Annotated in this window: 12 protein-coding genes and 1 tRNA gene; 10 read left to right on the top strand and 3 right to left on the bottom strand. The window is 71.2% G+C overall.

Annotated elements, in window-relative coordinates:
- Window positions 1-6 precede the first annotated feature (6 nt).
- The 8 genes from GCL72_RS06685 (at window position 7) to pyk (ending at window position 13,012) form a co-directional block, all read left to right on the top strand.
- On the top strand, window positions 7-339 hold the full coding sequence (locus tag GCL72_RS06685; RefSeq protein ID WP_153143917.1) for an HGxxPAAW family protein: 333 nt from the start codon (window positions 7-9) through the stop codon (window positions 337-339).
- Window positions 340-346: 7 nt separating this feature from the next.
- Window positions 347-1,204: an indole-3-glycerol phosphate synthase TrpC gene (gene trpC / locus GCL72_RS09890; protein ID WP_246161054.1), complete on the top strand. Its 858-nt coding sequence runs from the start codon at window positions 347-349 to the stop codon at window positions 1,202-1,204.
- Window positions 1,205-1,291: 87 nt separating this feature from the next.
- A complete protein-coding gene (gene trpB / locus GCL72_RS09885) occupies window positions 1,292-2,623 on the top strand; it encodes a tryptophan synthase subunit beta (RefSeq protein ID WP_246161053.1) in 1,332 nt (443 codons plus the stop codon).
- Window positions 2,620-3,396, top strand: a complete 777-nt coding sequence (gene trpA, locus GCL72_RS06675) for a tryptophan synthase subunit alpha (RefSeq protein ID WP_153143916.1) — start codon at window positions 2,620-2,622, stop codon at window positions 3,394-3,396. The genes trpB and trpA overlap by 4 nt, the downstream gene beginning before the upstream one ends.
- Before the next feature lie 177 nt (window positions 3,397-3,573).
- Window positions 3,574-4,773, top strand: coding sequence for a prolipoprotein diacylglyceryl transferase (gene lgt / locus GCL72_RS06670; protein ID WP_153143915.1), 1,200 nt, complete (start codon window positions 3,574-3,576; stop codon window positions 4,771-4,773).
- 499 nt (window positions 4,774-5,272) lie between these two features.
- Window positions 5,273-9,886 (top strand): glutamate synthase large subunit, encoded by a 4,614-nt coding sequence (gene gltB, locus GCL72_RS06665; RefSeq protein ID WP_153143914.1) that lies wholly within the window; start codon window positions 5,273-5,275, stop codon window positions 9,884-9,886.
- Window positions 9,879-11,345, top strand: a complete 1,467-nt coding sequence (locus GCL72_RS06660; RefSeq protein ID WP_153143913.1) for a glutamate synthase subunit beta — start codon at window positions 9,879-9,881, stop codon at window positions 11,343-11,345. The genes gltB and GCL72_RS06660 overlap by 8 nt, the downstream gene beginning before the upstream one ends.
- 152 nt (window positions 11,346-11,497) lie before the next feature.
- Complete coding sequence (pyk, locus tag GCL72_RS06655) at window positions 11,498-13,012, top strand: pyruvate kinase (RefSeq protein ID WP_153143912.1); 1,515 nt, start codon at window positions 11,498-11,500, stop codon at window positions 13,010-13,012.
- Between the two features lie 121 nt (window positions 13,013-13,133).
- Here the strand turns inward: pyk and GCL72_RS06650 are convergent, their stop codons facing one another.
- On the bottom strand, window positions 13,134-13,772 hold the full coding sequence (locus GCL72_RS06650; RefSeq protein WP_153143911.1) for a hypothetical protein: 639 nt from the start codon (window positions 13,770-13,772) through the stop codon (window positions 13,134-13,136).
- Between the two features lie 184 nt (window positions 13,773-13,956).
- Here GCL72_RS06650 and GCL72_RS06645 point away from each other — a divergent pair, with 184 nt between their 5' ends.
- Window positions 13,957-14,256, top strand: a complete 300-nt coding sequence (locus tag GCL72_RS06645) for a hypothetical protein (RefSeq protein ID WP_153143910.1) — start codon at window positions 13,957-13,959, stop codon at window positions 14,254-14,256.
- Between the two features lie 211 nt (window positions 14,257-14,467).
- Here the strand turns inward: GCL72_RS06645 and GCL72_RS06640 are convergent.
- Window positions 14,468-14,548, bottom strand: a tRNA-Leu gene (locus tag GCL72_RS06640).
- A gap of 200 nt (window positions 14,549-14,748) precedes the next feature.
- Here GCL72_RS06640 and GCL72_RS06635 point away from each other — a divergent pair.
- Window positions 14,749-15,384: an ANTAR domain-containing response regulator gene (locus GCL72_RS06635; RefSeq protein ID WP_170289577.1), complete on the top strand. Its 636-nt coding sequence runs from the start codon at window positions 14,749-14,751 to the stop codon at window positions 15,382-15,384.
- Between the two features lie 39 nt (window positions 15,385-15,423).
- On the opposite strand, the gene GCL72_RS06630 is transcribed toward GCL72_RS06635, so the two are convergent.
- Complete coding sequence (locus GCL72_RS06630; RefSeq protein WP_153143908.1) at window positions 15,424-15,819, bottom strand: CHY zinc finger protein; 396 nt, start codon at window positions 15,817-15,819, stop codon at window positions 15,424-15,426.
- Window positions 15,820-16,054 lie beyond the last annotated feature (235 nt).

Here is a 16,054-nt window from a genome sequence, read left to right as displayed (position 1 = left end):
ACAGCGATGACCACCACCACCGCGCAGCGGCCGGCCGAGGCCACCACTCCCCGCGCCGTCGAGCAGGCCGTCGAGCAGCCGGATGACTCCTTCATCCATGACGACCACATCGGCCACGGCTCCACTCCGGCGGCCTGGACGCTGAGCATCACGCTGATCATCGGCTCGGTGATCGGCGGCATCGGCTTCATCCTCGAGCTGTGGGTGCTGGCCTGGGTCGCCGCCGCCTTCGTGCCGCTGGCGATCGTCCTCGGCGTGCTGCTGAAGAGGGCCGGCCACGGCGTGGAGATCGACAGCTCCTCGGTGCTGCAGCGCGACCCCGCCCGCTCCGGACGCTGAGGTGACCATGCAGCAGTCTGCGAGCAGCTCCGGCGTCGCCGCCGACGGCACCTCCGGCACTGTGCTCGATCAGATCATCGCCGGGGTCCGCGAGGACCTCGCGACGCGTCGTGCCGCGGTGCCGCGGGAGGAGATCGCCGCTCGGGCCCGCCGGGTCCAGCAGGAGGCTCCGGCCCGCGACGCGCGGGCGGCGCTGGCGGGCGGCCGCGACGACGCCGCCGGGGTGCGGATCCTCGCCGAGGTCAAGCGCTCCTCGCCGTCGAAGGGCGCCCTGGCCGAGATCCCCGATCCGGCCGAGCTGGCCGCGGCCTACGCCGCCGGCGGGGCCTCGGCGGTGAGCGTGCTCACCGAGCCGCGCCGCTTCGGCGGCTCGCTGGCCGACCTCGACGCAGTGCGCGCCGCCGTGGACGTGCCGGTGCTGCGCAAGGACTTCATGGTCGACGAGTACCAGTTCCACGAGGCCCGCGCCCACGGGGCGGACATGGTGCTGCTGATCGTCGCCGCCCTGGACGACGCCCGGCTGCGCGACTACCTCGCCCTGACCCGCGAACTGGGCATGGAGGCGCTGGTCGAGGCGCACACCGCCGAGGAGATCGAGCGCGCCGCCGTCGTCGGCGCCCGGATCGTCGGCATCAACGTGCGGAATCTGAAGACGCTGGACGTGGACGTCGCCCACTACGCCACGCTGGCCGGGCAGCTGCCCGCCGACGTCGTGCGGGTCGCCGAGTCCGGCGTCGACGGTCCCGGCGTGGTCGCCGACTACGCCCGTGACGGAGCCGATGCGGTCCTCGTCGGCGAGGCGCTGGTCCGCGACGGCGACCCGGGCGCCGCGCTGGGCCGCTTGCGCGCCGCCTCGCGGGCCTGACCTCCGTCACGTTCCGTCGGCGGGCCGCGCGACGCCCGCGGCGACCGCACCGGACGCCGACCACCTCTCGTCGAGAAGGAGACACCCATGACCGACTCCGCAGCCGCCGGCTCCTCCCACCGGGACGCCGAGGGCCCCTACTACGGTCCCTACGGCGGTCGATGGATGCCCGAGTCGCTGATCGCCGCCCTCGACGAGGTCGAGCAGACCTTCGGCGAAGCCCGTGAGGACGAGGAGTTCGTCGCCGAGTACCAGCGCCTCTGCCGCGACTACACCGGACGGCCCTCGCTGCTGGCCGAGGTCCCGCGCTTCGCCGCCGAGCAGGGCGCGGCGCGCATCCTGCTCAAGCGGGAGGACCTGAACCACACCGGCAGCCACAAGATCAACAACGTCCTGGGGCAGGCTCTGCTGGCCCGCCGGATGGGCAAGACCCGGCTGATCGCCGAGACCGGCGCCGGCCAGCACGGCGTGGCCACGGCGACCGCGGCGGCGCTGATGGGCATGGAGTGCATGATCTACATGGGCGCCGAGGACACCCGCCGGCAGGCGCTGAACGTCGCCCGGATGCGGCTGCTCGGCGCCGAGGTGGTCGCCGTCGAGCACGGAGCGAAGACGCTGAAGGACGCGATCAACGAAGCCCTGCGCGACTGGGTCGCGACGGTGGAGAACACCCACTACCTGCTCGGCACGGTGACCGGTCCGCACCCGTTCCCCTCCATGGTCCGCTGGTTCCACCAGGTCATCGGCGAGGAGGCCCGCGAGCAGATGCTCGCGCAGGAGGGCCGGCTGCCCGACGCGGTGGCCGCCTGCGTGGGCGGCGGCTCCAACGCGATGGGCCTCTTCCACGCCTTCCTCGACGACGCCGAGGTCGCCCTGCACGGCTACGAGGCCGGCGGCGACGGCGTGGAGACCGGCCGGCACGCCGCGGCGATCACGCTGGGCCGCTCGGGCGTGCTGCACGGCGCGCGCTCCTACCTGATGCAGGACGAGGACGGCCAGACGCTGGACTCGCACTCCATCTCGGCCGGGCTCGACTACCCCTCGGTGGGTCCGGAGCATGCGCATCTGGCCGACAGCGGCCGGGCGATCTACGAGCCGGTCACCGACGCCGAGTGCATGACCGCCTTCGAGACGCTGTGCCGCACCGAGGGCATCATCCCGGCGATCGAGTCGGCCCATGCGCTGGCCGGCGCGGCCCGGCTCTCGGCCGCCTGGACGGCGGAGGATCCCGCGGCCGCCGCCGAGAAGATCATCGTCGTCAGCCTCTCCGGCCGCGGGGACAAGGACGTCGGCACTGCGGCCGAATGGTTCGACCTGCTCGACGCGGAGCAGCAGGAGCAGCAGGAGCAGCAGGAGCAGCAGGACGAGGACGAGCAGGACGAGGACGAGCAGGGCGACGAGACAGGAGTCCAGGCATGAGCATCACCGCAGACGCCGTCGAGGCCGCCCGCGCCGAGGGACGCTCGGCGTTCATCGGCTACCTCCCGGCCGGCTACCCGGACAAGGAGACCTCCATCGCCGCGGCGATCGCGCTGGCGGAGAACGGCGCCGACGTCCTCGAGATCGGCATCCCGTATTCGGACCCGGTGATGGACGGCCCGGTCATCCAGCAGGCCACCACGGAGGTGCTCGCCCGCGGGTTCCGCATGGACGAGGTCTTCGAGATCGTCGCCGCCGTCACGGCGGCCACCGACGCGGCCGTGCTGGTGATGACCTACTGGAACCTCATCGACCGGATGGGCCCGGAGGTCTTCGCCCGCCGACTGGCCGAGGCCGGCGGGGCCGGAGCGATCACCCCGGACCTCACGCCCGACGAGGCCGGGGCCTGGATCGCCGCCGCCGAGGCCCATGACCTCGACCGGGTCTTCCTGGCGGCGCCGACGTCGACGCCGGAGCGGATGCGACGGATCGCCGAGGCCTCGCGCGGCTTCGTCTACGGCGTGTCGCTGATGGGCGTCACCGGGGCGCGCACCGAGGTCTCCGACGCCGCGGAACGCGTGGTGTCCGCCGCCCACTCCGCCGGCGCCGGGCGCGTCTGCGTCGGACTCGGCGTCTCCACCCGGTCCCATGTGGAGGAGATCGGCGGCTACGCCGACGGCGTCATCGTCGGCACCGCCCTGGTCGCCGCCCTGCGCGACGGCGGCGTCGAGGCGGTCGCGGCGAAGGCCGCCGAGCTCTCCGGCCGCGCCTGATCCGCCACGACGCGGCATCCGCCGGGCCGCGTGCCGGACGACATGCGCCGCATGTCCAGACTCAGGACGTAGACTCGCCCCCGACGTCGCGCCGTCGACCCCGGTGCACTCCCCGCGGGGAGCGGACGGGTCGACGGCGCGCCTGACCGTGCACAGATCCGAGAGGACCTTCTGCCCATGACTCCCACTGTTGCGGCGGCCGCCCCTGCCGGGGACCTGCGTGCCGGATTCCCGGCTCCGCCCTCCAGCGGTCTCGACCTGTTCGGCCCGTTGACCCTGAACTACTACGCCCTGTGCATCGTGGTGGGCATCATCGCCGCCATCCTGCTCAGCTCCCGGCTGTGGAAGTCGCGCGGGGGATCGGTCGACAACGTCATGGACGCCACGCTGTGGGCGGTGCTGCTGGGCATCGTCGGCGGCCGGCTCTATCACGTGTTCTCCTCGCCGGACGCCTACTTCGGCCCGAACTTCGACGGCAGCGGCGATCTGACGCTCATCCCGCAGGTCTGGCTCGGCGGGCTGGGCATCTGGGGCGCCATCGTCCTGGGCGCCGTCGGCATCTGGATCGCCTGCCGACGCTACGGCATCAAATTCGCCGGATTCGCCGACGCGATCGTCCCCGGCGTGCTGCTCGGACAGGCGATCGGCCGCTGGGGCAACTGGTTCAACCAGGAGCTCTACGGCGCGCCGACCAGCCTGCCGTGGGGCCTCGAGGTCGACGCCGAGCACCGCGTTCCGCAGGTCCAGCACCTCTCCGAGTCCACGCTCTTCCACCCGACCTTCCTCTACGAGAGTCTCTGGAGCTTCGCCGGCGTCGTGCTGCTGGTGCTGCTGCACAAGAAGTTCCGCTTCAAGCAGGGGCTGGTCACCTGGACCTACGTGGCCTACTACACGCTGGGCCGCTTCTGGATCGAGAGCCTGCGCATCGACGAGCTGGACAAGTCGACCCAGTGGATCAGCCTCTTCGGGCAGGAGTGGCGGCTGAACATGTGGGCCGCGCTGTTCACCTTCGTGCTGGCGGCGGTCATGCTCGTGGTGCTCTTCCTGCGTCGCCCGCGCACCGCCGAGGCCGTCGCCGAGGAGCTCGAGGTCTACCGCGCCGGCCACGGGACCCGTACCGTGGGAAGCGCCCAGGACATCGACCCCGATGTCGACGAGGACGCCCCCGCGGATCCCGACCAGGATTCCGCGGAGGACGCCGACCAGGACGCCGAGGAGAGCACCGTCGCGGACCAGAGTCCGGATGATGAGACCTCGGTCGGTCCAGATGCTGGGACACTTGAAGGGGGCGCCGCGGCCCAGGAGGACGGAGCGTCCGACGAGACCGCCGGGAGTGCAGGAGAGGATCCCTCCGAAGCCGCTGATGAGCGCCGCTGAGCGGTCCACATCATGAGATGTGATTTGCTTCTGCGGCGTGGGACCCAGAAGATGAATCTGATCACCTGAGACCCAGGCGACACCGTCGTGCCCGGACACTCGCACCACCGATGCCGGGCGTGACCGGCGCCCCACATCCGGCGCCGAGGCGTCGCCGCGGGCCGGGCTCGGCGCCCGGGACTGCGTGTCGTCCCGGGTGCGGCGTCGGAGTGCGACGTCGTATCCGGGCCGCGGAGCCGGAGCACCGGCGCCTCAGGACGCACCGACAGCCTGTCCGGGGACCGGCCGGCCGCCTGCACGGCGGACCCGGCGGGCCTCTCCGGGCCCGAGACTGCATGAGACGCGAGACGAGGGCGCCCGGGCGATCCGCGGGTCGAGCCGACCGCCAGCACGGCGGCGCCGCCCTCCAGCTGTGACAGGGGCCGATGATGTCCCCTCCCATGAATCGTCCGCATGCGGAGGAAGGAACACCGTCATGTCCACTCGAGGACTTTCGGAGATGCACGTCCCCGCGACTGCCGAGGAGCAGTCGAGCACGGAGCAGGTGGTGAGCCCGTTCAGCCGGTTCTCGACCCGCCCCGAGCAGACGGGACTCTACTCTCCCGACAACGAGCACGAGAACTGCGGCATGGCCGCAGTGGCCACCCTGCGCGGGGAGCCCGGCCACGACATCGTCGACCACGCGCTGCGCGCGCTGCGCAACCTCGAGCACCGCGGCGCCGTCGGCAGCGACGTCGGCACCGGTGACGGCGCGGGCCTGCTCACGCAGGTCCCCGACGAGTTCCTGCGCGCCGTGGTGGAGTTCGACCTGCCGGCCGCCGGGGACTACGCCGTCGGCATCGCTTTCCTCCCGCAGTCCGCCGAGGAGCGCGAGCAGATGGTCGTCGGCATCGAGGAGCTCGCCGGCGAGCAGGGGCTCGGCGTGCTCGGCTGGCGCGAGCTGCCGATCGACGACTCGATGATCGGCGAGCTGGCCCGCGACGCCATGCCGGTCTTCGCCCAGCTCTTCCTGGCGCTCGACGAGTCCGCCGACGTCGAGGGGTCGCTGGACCAGCGGGCCTGGCGGCTGCGCAAACGCAGCCAGAACCGCCTGGGGGCCTACTTCCCGTCGCTGTCCTCGAAGACGATCACCTATAAGGGCATGCTGACCACGGCGCAGCTCGAGCCCTTCTACCCGGATCTGTCCGATCCGCGGTTCAAGACCACGCTGGGCATCGTCCACTCGCGGTTCTCGACGAACACCTTCCCCTCCTGGCCGCTGGCCCAGCCGCTGCGCAACATCGCCCACAACGGCGAGATCAACACCGTCAAGGGAAACCGCAACTGGATGCGGGCCCGGCAGTCGGTGATGTCCTCCGAGCTCCTGGGGGAGGACCCGGAGCAGCTGTTCCCGATCTGCACGCCGGGCGCCTCCGACTCCGCCTCCTTCGACGAGGCCGCCGAACTGCTGATGCTCTCCGGCCGGCCGCTCTCGCAGGCGATGCGCATGATGGTCCCGGAGGCCTGGGAGAACCACGACACCATGGACCCGGCGCTGCGGGCCTTCTACCGCTACCATTCCATGCTCATGGAGGCCTGGGACGGTCCGGCGGCGGTGGCCTTCACCGACGGCGTCCAGGTCGGCGCGGTGCTGGACCGCAACGGGCTGCGCCCGGCGCGGTACTGGGTCACCGACGACGGTTTGGTCGTCATGTCCTCGGAGGTCGGCGTCGTCGACCTCGACCCCTCCTCGATCGTGCGCAAGGGCCGCGTGGCCCCGGGGATGATGTTCCTGCTCGACACCGCCGAGGGGCGGATCATCGAGGACGAGGAGGTCAAGTCGGAGTTCGCCTCCGCCGCGCCGTGGCAGGAATGGGTGGACCAGAACCTGATCGAGCTGCAGGACCTGCCCGAGCGGCTGCACGTCCGCCACCCCTCCGACTCGGTGCGCCGCCGCCAGCAGACCTTCGGCTACACGCATGAGGAGCTGAAGATCCTGGTCGGCCCGATGGCGTCGAACGGCGCCGAGCCGCTGGGCGCGATGGGCACCGACACGCCGATCGCGGTGCTGGCCGACCGTCCGCGGCTGCTCTTCGACTACTTCGTGCAGAGCTTCGCCCAGGTCACCAATCCGCCGCTGGACGCCATCCGCGAGGAGCTGGTCACCTCGCTGGGCCACCACATCGGCCCCAACGGCAACCTGCTGGGCACCGGGCAGGTGAGGACCAAGCAGCTCGCCCTGGACTTCCCGGTCATCGACAACGATCAGCTGGCCAAGATCGCCAACATCCGCGACGACGACGGCCGGAAGATCGCGATGAAGGTGCGCGGACTCTACCGGGTCGGCAGCACCGAGGAGGACTTCCGCCAGCGCATCCGTGACCTCTGCGAGAACGTCTCGGCGGCGGTCAACCGCGGGGTGAGCTACATCGTCATCTCCGACCGAGACTCCAACGCGCAGTGGGCCCCGATCCCGTCGATGCTGCTGCTCTCGGCGATCCACCACCACCTGCTGAAGTCGGCGAACCGCACCCGCGCCTCGCTGATCGTCGAGGCCGGCGACGTCCGCGAGGTCCACCACGTCGCCTGCCTGGTCGGCTACGGCGCCGCCGCGGTGAACCCCTACCTGGCCATGGAGTCTGCCGAGGACATGGTCCGTCGCGGCGAGATCACCGGCGTCGACGAGGGCCGGGCGGTGCACAACCTGCTCACCGCGCTGGGCAAGGGCGTGCTGAAGATCATGTCCAAGATGGGCATCTCGACAGTGGCCTCGTACTGCGGCGCGCAGACCTTCGAGGCCGTCGGACTGGCCCAGCATGTCGTCGACCAGTACTTCTCCGGCACCCACTCGCCGATGGGCGGCGCGGGGCTGGAGGTCCTCTCCGCCGAGACGATGGCCCGGCACGCCCACGCGTACCCGTCCGACGGCAACGACCTCGGGCGCGGCGACGAGCTGGAGGTCGGGGGCGAATACCAGTGGCGCCGGGAGGGGCCGCCGCATCTGTTCAACCCGCAGACGGTGTTCAAGCTGCAGCACTCCACTGCGCGGCGCCGCTATGACATCTTCAAGCAGTACACCCGGCAGATCGACGACCAGTCCGCGTCGCTGATGACCCTGCGCGGGCTCATCAAGCTCAAGGGCACGCGGCCGTCGATCCCGATCTCCGAAGTCGAGCCGGTCAGCGAGATCGTCAAGCGGTTCAACACCGGCGCGATGAGCTACGGCTCGATCTCGCAGGAGGCCCACGAGACGCTGGCGATCGCGATGAACCGGCTGAAGGGCCGGTCGAACACCGGCGAGGGCGGCGAGCACCCCGCGCGTCTGGCCGACCCGGAGCGGCGCTCGGCGATCAAGCAGGTCGCCTCGGGCCGCTTCGGCGTGACCAGCCAGTACCTCACGCACGCCGACGACCTGCAGATCAAGATGGCCCAGGGCGCCAAGCCCGGCGAGGGCGGCCAGCTGATGGGCAAGAAGGTCTACCCGTGGGTGGCCGAGACGCGGCACTCCACGCCCGGCGTCTCGCTGGTCTCCCCGCCGCCGCACCACGACATCTACTCCATCGAGGACCTCGCCCAGCTGATCTACGACCTCAAGCGCGCCAACACCGGCGCGCGGGTCCACGTGAAGCTGGTCGCGCTCAACGGCGTGGGCACAGTGGCCGCCGGAGTGACCAAGGCCAAGGCCGACGTCGTGCTCATCTCCGGGCACGACGGCGGCACCGGCGCCTCGCCACTGAACTCGCTGAAGCACGCCGGGGCCCCCTGGGAGCTCGGACTGGCCGAGGCGCAGCAGACCCTGATGCTCAACGGGCTGCGCGAGCGGGTCACCGTGCAGGTCGACGGACAGATGAAGACCGGCCGCGACGTGGTCATCGCCGCGCTGCTGGGCGCGGAGGAGTACGGCTTCGCGACGGCTCCGCTGGTCGTCTCCGGCTGCGTGATGATGCGCGTCTGCCACCTGGACACCTGCCCGGTCGGCGTGGCGACGCAGAATCCCGAGCTGCGTGCGCGCTACACCGGCCAGGCCGACCACGTGGTGAACTTCTTCGAGTTCGTCGCCCAGGAGGTCCGCGAACACCTGGCCGAGCTCGGCTTCCGCAGCCTCGACGAGGCCGTCGGGCACATCGAGTCGCTGGACTTCGACCGGGCCAAGCGCCATTGGAAGACCGACGGGCTGAACCTGGACTCGGTGCTCGGCGGCTACGATGCGCAGGATCCCGCCACGGAGGCGATGCTCCGCCGCACCGGCGGGCAGGACCACGAGCTGGAGAAGCACTTCGACGTCGCGCTCATCGAGCAGGCCCAGCCGGCGATCCGGCAGGGCCTGCACGTGAGACTGGAGCGGAAGGTGATCAACACCGACCGTTCAGTGGGCACGATGCTCGGCCACGAGATCACCAAGGCGCGGGGCCTGACGACGCTGGATCCCGACACCGTCGAGGTGGACCTGCACGGCGAGGCCGGGCAGTCGCTGGGAGCCTTCCTGCCGCACGGCGTGACGCTGCGGCTCTCCGGCGACGCCAACGACTACGTCGGCAAGGGCCTCTCGGGCGGACGCCTGGTGGTCCACCCGGACGCGGAGGCGCCGCTGCGGGCCGAGGACAACGTCATCGCCGGCAACGTGATCGGCTACGGCGCGACTTCCGGCGAGATCCTGCTGCGCGGACAGGTCGGCGAACGCTTCCTGGTGCGCAACTCCGGGGCGACCGCCGTCGTCGAGGGCATCGGCGACCACGGCTGCGAGTACATGACCGGCGGCCAGGCGCTGATCCTCGGGCCGACGGGACGCAACTTCGGAGCGGGCATGTCCGGCGGCACCGCCTACGTGCTGGACTTCGACCCGAAGCTGATGAACGCGCAGGCCCGGGCCCAGGACGACCTGATGCTCGAGGAGCCGGACGAGGAGGACCGGCAGATCATCCTGGACCTGCTGCGCCGCCACCTCGAGGAGACCGGCTCCGAGCTGGCCCGCCAGCTGCTCGACGAGGTCGAGACGACCTTCTCGCGGATCACCAAGGTGATGCCGCGCAACTACGACGCCGTGCTGCGGACTCGCTCCGAGGCGCTCGACGAGGGCCTCGACCCCGACGGGGACGAGACGTGGCAGAAGATTCTGGAGGTGACCCGTGGCTGATCCCCGCGGATTCCTGAAGCACCGCGAGCGCCGGGACCGGCCCTCGCGCCCCGTGCCCGTGCGCATCATGGACTTCCACGAGGTCTACGAGCGCCAGGAGAAGGACACGGTCCAGACCCAGGCCGGCCGCTGCATGGACTGCGGCATCCCGTTCTGCCACACCGGCTGCCCGCTGGGGAACCTGATCCCGGAATGGAACGACCTCGTCCATCGGGACCAGATGGAGGAGGCCTCCGCCCGGCTGCACATGACCAACAACTTTCCGGAGTTCACCGGCCGCGTCTGCCCGGCACCCTGCGAGACCTCCTGCGTGCTGGGGATCAATCAGCCCGCGGTCACCATCAAACAGTCCGAGGTCTCCATCGCCGACGAGGCGATCGAGCAGGGCTGGGTGGAGCCGGTGATCCCGCAGCGTCTGACCGGCAAGACCGTCGCCGTCGTCGGCTCCGGCCCGGCCGGGATGGCCGCGGCCCAGCAGCTCACCCGCGCCGGGCACACGGTCGCCGTCTACGAGCGCGACGACCGGCTCGGCGGACTGCTGCGCTACGGCATCCCGGACTTCAAGATGGAGAAGCAGCACGTCGACTTCCGCATCGAGCAGATGGAGGCCGAAGGCACCCGCTTCTACCCGTCGACGGCGATCGGCGAGGACATCTCCTGGGACGCGCTGCGCGAGAGCTACGACGCCGTCGTGGTCGCGACCGGGGCCATGGTCCCGCGCGATCTGCCGATCCCGGGCCGCGGCCTGGACGGGGTGCACTTCGCCATGGAGTACCTGGTCCAGTCGAACCGGGCCACCCACGGCGACGACGTCGAGGACCAGATCCACGCAGAGGGCAAGCATGTGATCGTGCTCGGCGGCGGCGACACCGGCGCCGACTGCATCGGCACCGCCCACCGGCACGGTGCGGCCTCGGTCACCACCCTGGCCATCGGCACCCAGCCGCCGCAGGAGCGCCCGGAGAACCAGCCGTGGCCGGTGGATCCGAAGGTCTTCGAGGTCACCTCGGCCGACGAGGAGGGCGGCGAGCGGCGCTACCTGGCCTCGACGGTGGAGTTCCTCGGCGACGAGGACGGAGGGGTGCGGGCGCTGAAGATCGCCGAGACCCAGTACAACGAGGACGGCTCGCGCACGCCGAAGGAGGGGACCGAGCACGAGATCCCCGCCGACCTGGTGCTGCTGGCGCTGGGCTTCACCGGTCCGGAGCAGGACACGCTGTCCGAGCAGCTGGGCACCGGCTTCGACCGGCGCGGCGCGCTGGGCCGCGGCGAGGACTACATGACCGACGTCGACGGCGTCTTCTCGGTCGGCGACGCCGGCCGCGGGGCCTCGCTGGTGGTCTGGGCGATCGCCGAGGGGCGCGCCGTCGCCAAGGAGGTGGACTCCTACCTCGAGGGCGAGTCCCGCCTGCCGGCGCCGGTCAAGCCCTCCGACCACGGGATCTCGCTCTCGGCCTGAGCGCCGGGCCTGTCCCCGGCCGGGGCCGAGTGAGATAGGCTCGGAGCGTGACGCGTCGGACGTCAGCGACGTCAGCGACGCATGCTTCCGCTGGCCCAGTGTCGTGCCAGGCATCGAGCAGAGCAATGACCGCCAACGACTAAGGGTGAGGCATGAGACACGCCAAGATCGTCGCGACCTTCGGGCCGGCCACCGAGGGATATGAGACCACGCGTCGGCTCGTCGAGGCCGGCGTGGACGTGGCCCGGGTGAACATGAGCCACGGGGACTACAGCGTCCACGAGCAGACCTACAACACCGTCCGCGAGGTCTCGAAGGACCTGCGCCGCGCCGTCGCGCTCTTCGCCGACCTGCAGGGTCCGAAGATCCGTCTGGGCCGCTTCGTCGAGGGCGGCCACGAGCTCGCCGTCGGCGACCGCTTCACGATCACCACCGAGGACGTCGAGGGCACCAAGGAGCGCTGCTCGACCACGTTCAAGGGCCTGCCCGGCGACGTCGAGCCCGGTGACACGCTGCTCATCGACGACGGCAAGGTCTCGCTGCGCGCCGTCGAGGTGACCGAGACCGAGGTGGTCACCGAGGTGACCGTGGCCGGCCCGGTGTCGGACAACAAGGGCATCAACCTGCCCGGCGTCGCCGTCTCCGTCCCCGCGCTGAGCGACAAGGACGAGGACGACCTGCGCTGGGCGCTGCGCACCGGCTTCGACATGATCGCGCTGTCCTTCGTCCGCGACGCCTCCGACGTCGAGGCGGTCCACCGCATCATGGACGAGGAGGGCCGCCGGGTGCCCGTCATCGCCAAGGTGGAGAAGCCCCAGGCGGTCGACGCGCTGCAGGACGTCGTCGACGCCTTCGACGCGATCATGGTCGCCCGCGGCGATCTGGGCGTGGAGCTCCCGCTGGAGGAGGTCCCGCTGGTGCAGAAGCGGGCCATCGAGCTGGCCCGCCGTTGGGCGAAGCCGGTCATCGTGGCCACTCAGGTGCTGGAGTCGATGGTCGACAACCCGCGGCCGACCCGCGCGGAGGCCTCCGACTGCGCCAACGCGGTGCTCGACGGCGCCGACGCGGTCATGCTCTCCGGCGAGACCTCGGTCGGACAGTACCCGGTGCGCACAGTGGAGACGATGTCCAGCATCATCGCCGCCACCGAGCGCAAGGGGCTGAGCCGCATCCCTCCGCTGGGCACGCTGCCGCGGACCCGGGGCGGGGCGATCACCCGCGCGGCCGCCGAGATGGCCGAGCAGCTGGACATCGACTACCTGGCCACCTTCACCCGGTCGGGCGACTCGGCGCGGCGGCTCTCCCGGCTCCGCCCGGTCCAGCCGATCTTCGCCTTCACCCACGTCGAGCACACGCACAACATCCTGTGCCTGTCCTGGGGCGTGCAGCCCCGCTGGGTAGAATTCGCCTCGCACACCGACAAGATGACCGCCCAGGTGGACAAGCTCCTGCTGGAGGAGGGCATCGCGAAGCCCGATGACCTGGTGGTCATCGCCGCCGGCTCGCCTCCCGGTCAGGCCGGCACCACCAACATGGTCAAGGTCCACCGCATCGGCGACATCCCCGACAGCGCGGATCTGGCGACTCTGCAGCGCGGCGACATCGCGCCGCCGAACAAGGAGCCGGTCGGTCCGTGGCCGGCGAAGAGCGCCTCCAGCCCGCTCTGAGCGGCTGATCCTGCCCGGGACGCCGGGACGACGCCCCGCCCTCGCGACCTCGCCGGGTCGCGGGGGCGTCGTCGTGTCCGGGGCGGCCGGTCACGGCGTGCGCCGTCGCGGACCCCGCGCGTCAGCCCATCGTGGGCAGTCCGCCGAGGATGGCCAGCAGGGCTGCACCCACTGAGGCGCCGAGCAGTGAGCCGAGAACGATGTCGAGGCCCGTATGGCGTCGCAGCTCCAGGCGCGACCAGGACGCGGCCGCCCAGACCAGCATGCCGACGACCCACCAGACCGGATGGTCGAGGCCGGCGGGCACGATGACGGCGGCCAGAGCGGCGGTCAGCGCATGGATGCTGATCTTGAGCCTGGTATTGATGATCAACGCCGTCAGCTGAGTCCCGACGCCGAGGACGCCGGACCAGCGCACGGCCTCGCTGGTGGGCACCAGCAGCAGGGATGCGGCGCCGAGCAGCATCGACGCCAGCGCGATCCCGTAGAACAGGTGCCGTTGGCGTCGGTGCCGGATGAACGGATCGGTGGCCAGCCCGCGGCGGACCATCGCGCGCGATGCCAGCCAGGGAATTCCCGCGAAGAAGACGGCCGAGAACAGGGCGGCCCACCACCAGCGGGGGTCGGTGAGCAGCGCCACCCAGACCAGCACGAGCGTCACCAGGATGAAGGGGCTGAGCGCCTCCGAGAGGAGGTGGGCGGCTCGTCGCCGCGCGGCACGGCGCGGTCCGGGGGTGAGTCGGGCTGCGGCGGAGGGCACGGTGCTCGAGTCTAGAGCGGACCTCGTCGTCAGGCCACTTCATCGTCGGGCCTCCTCCGCCGCCCCGGCCGGCCGGGAGACCCTGGTGCCCGGCCGGGCGCAGTCGATATGGTCGACGTCCCCGGACTCATGTGTCCGGATCGCCGCGCATGGGGTGAGGGGCGCGGGTGACGAGGGGGTCGCCATGGCGGATTATCAGACGGAGCGGCGGGAGCTCGCGGCGCGGCTCGATTGCACGCCGTCGGAGGACGAGATGCTGCGCCCGAGCGAGCTCGTGCCGATCCTCGAGGCGTGGGCCTACTGCGGGTACATCGACGAGGATCATGTGAGCGAGATCCTCAGTCGATTGTGCCTCTGGGTGGAGGACTGCGAACACCATCGCCCCGGGTGGTACCTCCGGGGCGAGCATCGCGATCGGCGCGACTGGATGGACGTCGTGGAGGCGGTGAGTCGCGAGGTGGGGGAGCGGCGGACCTCGTCGTGACACTCTCTCCGTGCAGGGCGCCTCCCGGTGTCCGTCGGCACGACGCGGCCGAGCCGTCGCACACGAGATGCGTCACGCAGACGGCGTCCGGGGCCGATTCCCGACACACCAGGTGTGCCTCCAGCACGGTGGGGCGGACAGGCAGCACGGCGGCCGCATGCCGAGCGCGTGCCGGGACCTCGGTCCACGATGTCCCGCGACATCACCCAGGTGCCCGAAGCGGGACTCGAACCCGCACACCAGTGGTACCGCATTTTGAGTGCGGCGCGTCTACCGATTCCGCCATTCGGGCTGGTGGCCGCTCGAGTCCGGGCGCCAGGGGCCGCCGGAGGCGGCGACGTCGTCGACAGGCGTGCCGGCGTGGCCGGCGGACTCGAGGTGCCTGATCAGCATACCGGGCGATACGCTGGGGTGGACAATTCGGCCGCGCCGCCGGGATCGGCGGCATGGGCGGCCTCGCACCAGCAGATGAGCCCCATCCGAAGGAGAACGGTGACCGAAGAGCAGAACTCCGCATCAGCCGAGGCCGCATCCGACGCAGCGTCCGACGGCGGGGCCGGCAAGCGCCGCGTGCTCGTCGCCGAGGATGAGACGCTCATCCGTCTGGACATCGTCGAGATCCTCGACGGAGCGGGGTACGAGGTCGTCGCGCAGGCCGACGACGGCGAGCAGGCCGTCGAGCTGGCCCGCGAGCACGATCCGGAGCTGGTGGTCATGGACGTGAAGATGCCGGTGATGGACGGCATCACCGCCGCGACGACGATCGCCGAGGAGCAGATCGCTCCGGTGGTCATGCTCACCGCCTTCTCCCAGCGGGATCTCGTCGAGAGCGCCCGCGAGGCCGGGGCGATGGCCTACGTGGTCAAGCCCTTCACCGAGAACGACCTCATCCCGGCCATCGAGGTCGCCGTCGCGCGCTTCGACGAGATCCGTGCCCTGGAGCAGGAGGTCGCCTCGCTCAACGACAAGTTCGAGACCCGCAAGCTGGTCGACCGGGCGAAGTCGCTGCTGACCACCAAGATGGGGCTCAGCGAGCCGGAGGCCTTCCGCTGGATCCAGAAGACCTCGATGGACCGCCGGCTGAGCATGCGCGAGGTCGCCGAGACCGTCGTCGACCAGATGGACTGAGTCCTCCGTCACTCCGCCCTCCGCGGGCGGGGGAGCGGCTCAGCTCTCGAAGTACGCCGGGTGGTGCTTCCGGCACCCGGGATTGAAGGCCGCACCGCAGGCCGGGCAGGCCGGCCGCACGGCGTCGGCCGCGAGATAGGCGCGGATCGTCAGCCGCGCACCGCAGACGCCGCAGAGCAGCGCCGCCGCGTCGTGCTCGGCGCGGGGCCAGGGGACGGGCGCGTGCTCCTCGGCCGCGTCGTGGCAGTGCAGGCAGGGGTACCACCGGTCGCAGCAGCGGAAGCGGATCGCCACCACGTCCAGCGCGCCGGCATAGTGCGCGCAGCGCGTCTGCGCATCGACGACGGCGCCGACCACGGCAGGTCGCCGGTCCGCATCGTGCGGATCGGCCTGCCGGCCGCGCGGCGGATCGGTGCGGGAGTCGGCTCGGGCCATGGCGTCCACTGTAGCGGGATGCCCGGATACGGGCCCGGCGGCGCGGCGTCCCGCTCGGCCGCCGTCCGGGACGTCGCAGCACCGGACCATGTCATCTCTCGGCCGCCGCTCTTGTGATCGATCCCTCGACCCGGTAATGTCACGTTAAAGCGACTCACCTCACAGTGTGAGGGAGTCGTGGCCGGTCCACCCGGCCGACGGATGCCGGGGCGCTGGTGGTGCGGCGCGTCGGATG

The organism is Nesterenkonia halophila (genome assembly GCF_009467795.1).
Taxonomy (GTDB): Bacteria; Actinomycetota; Actinomycetes; order Actinomycetales; family Micrococcaceae; genus Nesterenkonia; species Nesterenkonia halobia.
This window is presented reverse-complemented; position numbering and strand designations above follow the sequence as displayed.

Excerpts from the sequence above, each read along its gene's own strand:
- trpA (WP_153143916.1), top strand. The coding sequence starts at position 2,620 with ATGAGCATCACCGCAGACGCCGTCGAGGCCGCCCGCGCCGAGGGACGC.
- trpB (WP_246161053.1), top strand. The coding sequence starts at position 1,292 with ATGACCGACTCCGCAGCCGCCGGCTCCTCCCACCGGGACGCCGAGGGC.
- GCL72_RS06645 (WP_153143910.1), top strand. The coding sequence starts at position 13,957 with ATGGCGGATTATCAGACGGAGCGGCGGGAGCTCGCGGCGCGGCTCGAT.
- GCL72_RS06630 (WP_153143908.1), bottom strand. The coding sequence starts at position 15,819 with ATGGCCCGAGCCGACTCCCGCACCGATCCGCCGCGCGGCCGGCAGGCC.
- GCL72_RS06685 (WP_153143917.1), top strand. The coding sequence starts at position 7 with ATGACCACCACCACCGCGCAGCGGCCGGCCGAGGCCACCACTCCCCGC.
- gltB (WP_153143914.1), top strand. The coding sequence starts at position 5,273 with ATGCACGTCCCCGCGACTGCCGAGGAGCAGTCGAGCACGGAGCAGGTG.
- lgt (WP_153143915.1), top strand. The coding sequence starts at position 3,574 with ATGACTCCCACTGTTGCGGCGGCCGCCCCTGCCGGGGACCTGCGTGCC.
- trpC (WP_246161054.1), top strand. The coding sequence starts at position 347 with ATGCAGCAGTCTGCGAGCAGCTCCGGCGTCGCCGCCGACGGCACCTCC.
- pyk (WP_153143912.1), top strand. The coding sequence starts at position 11,498 with ATGAGACACGCCAAGATCGTCGCGACCTTCGGGCCGGCCACCGAGGGA.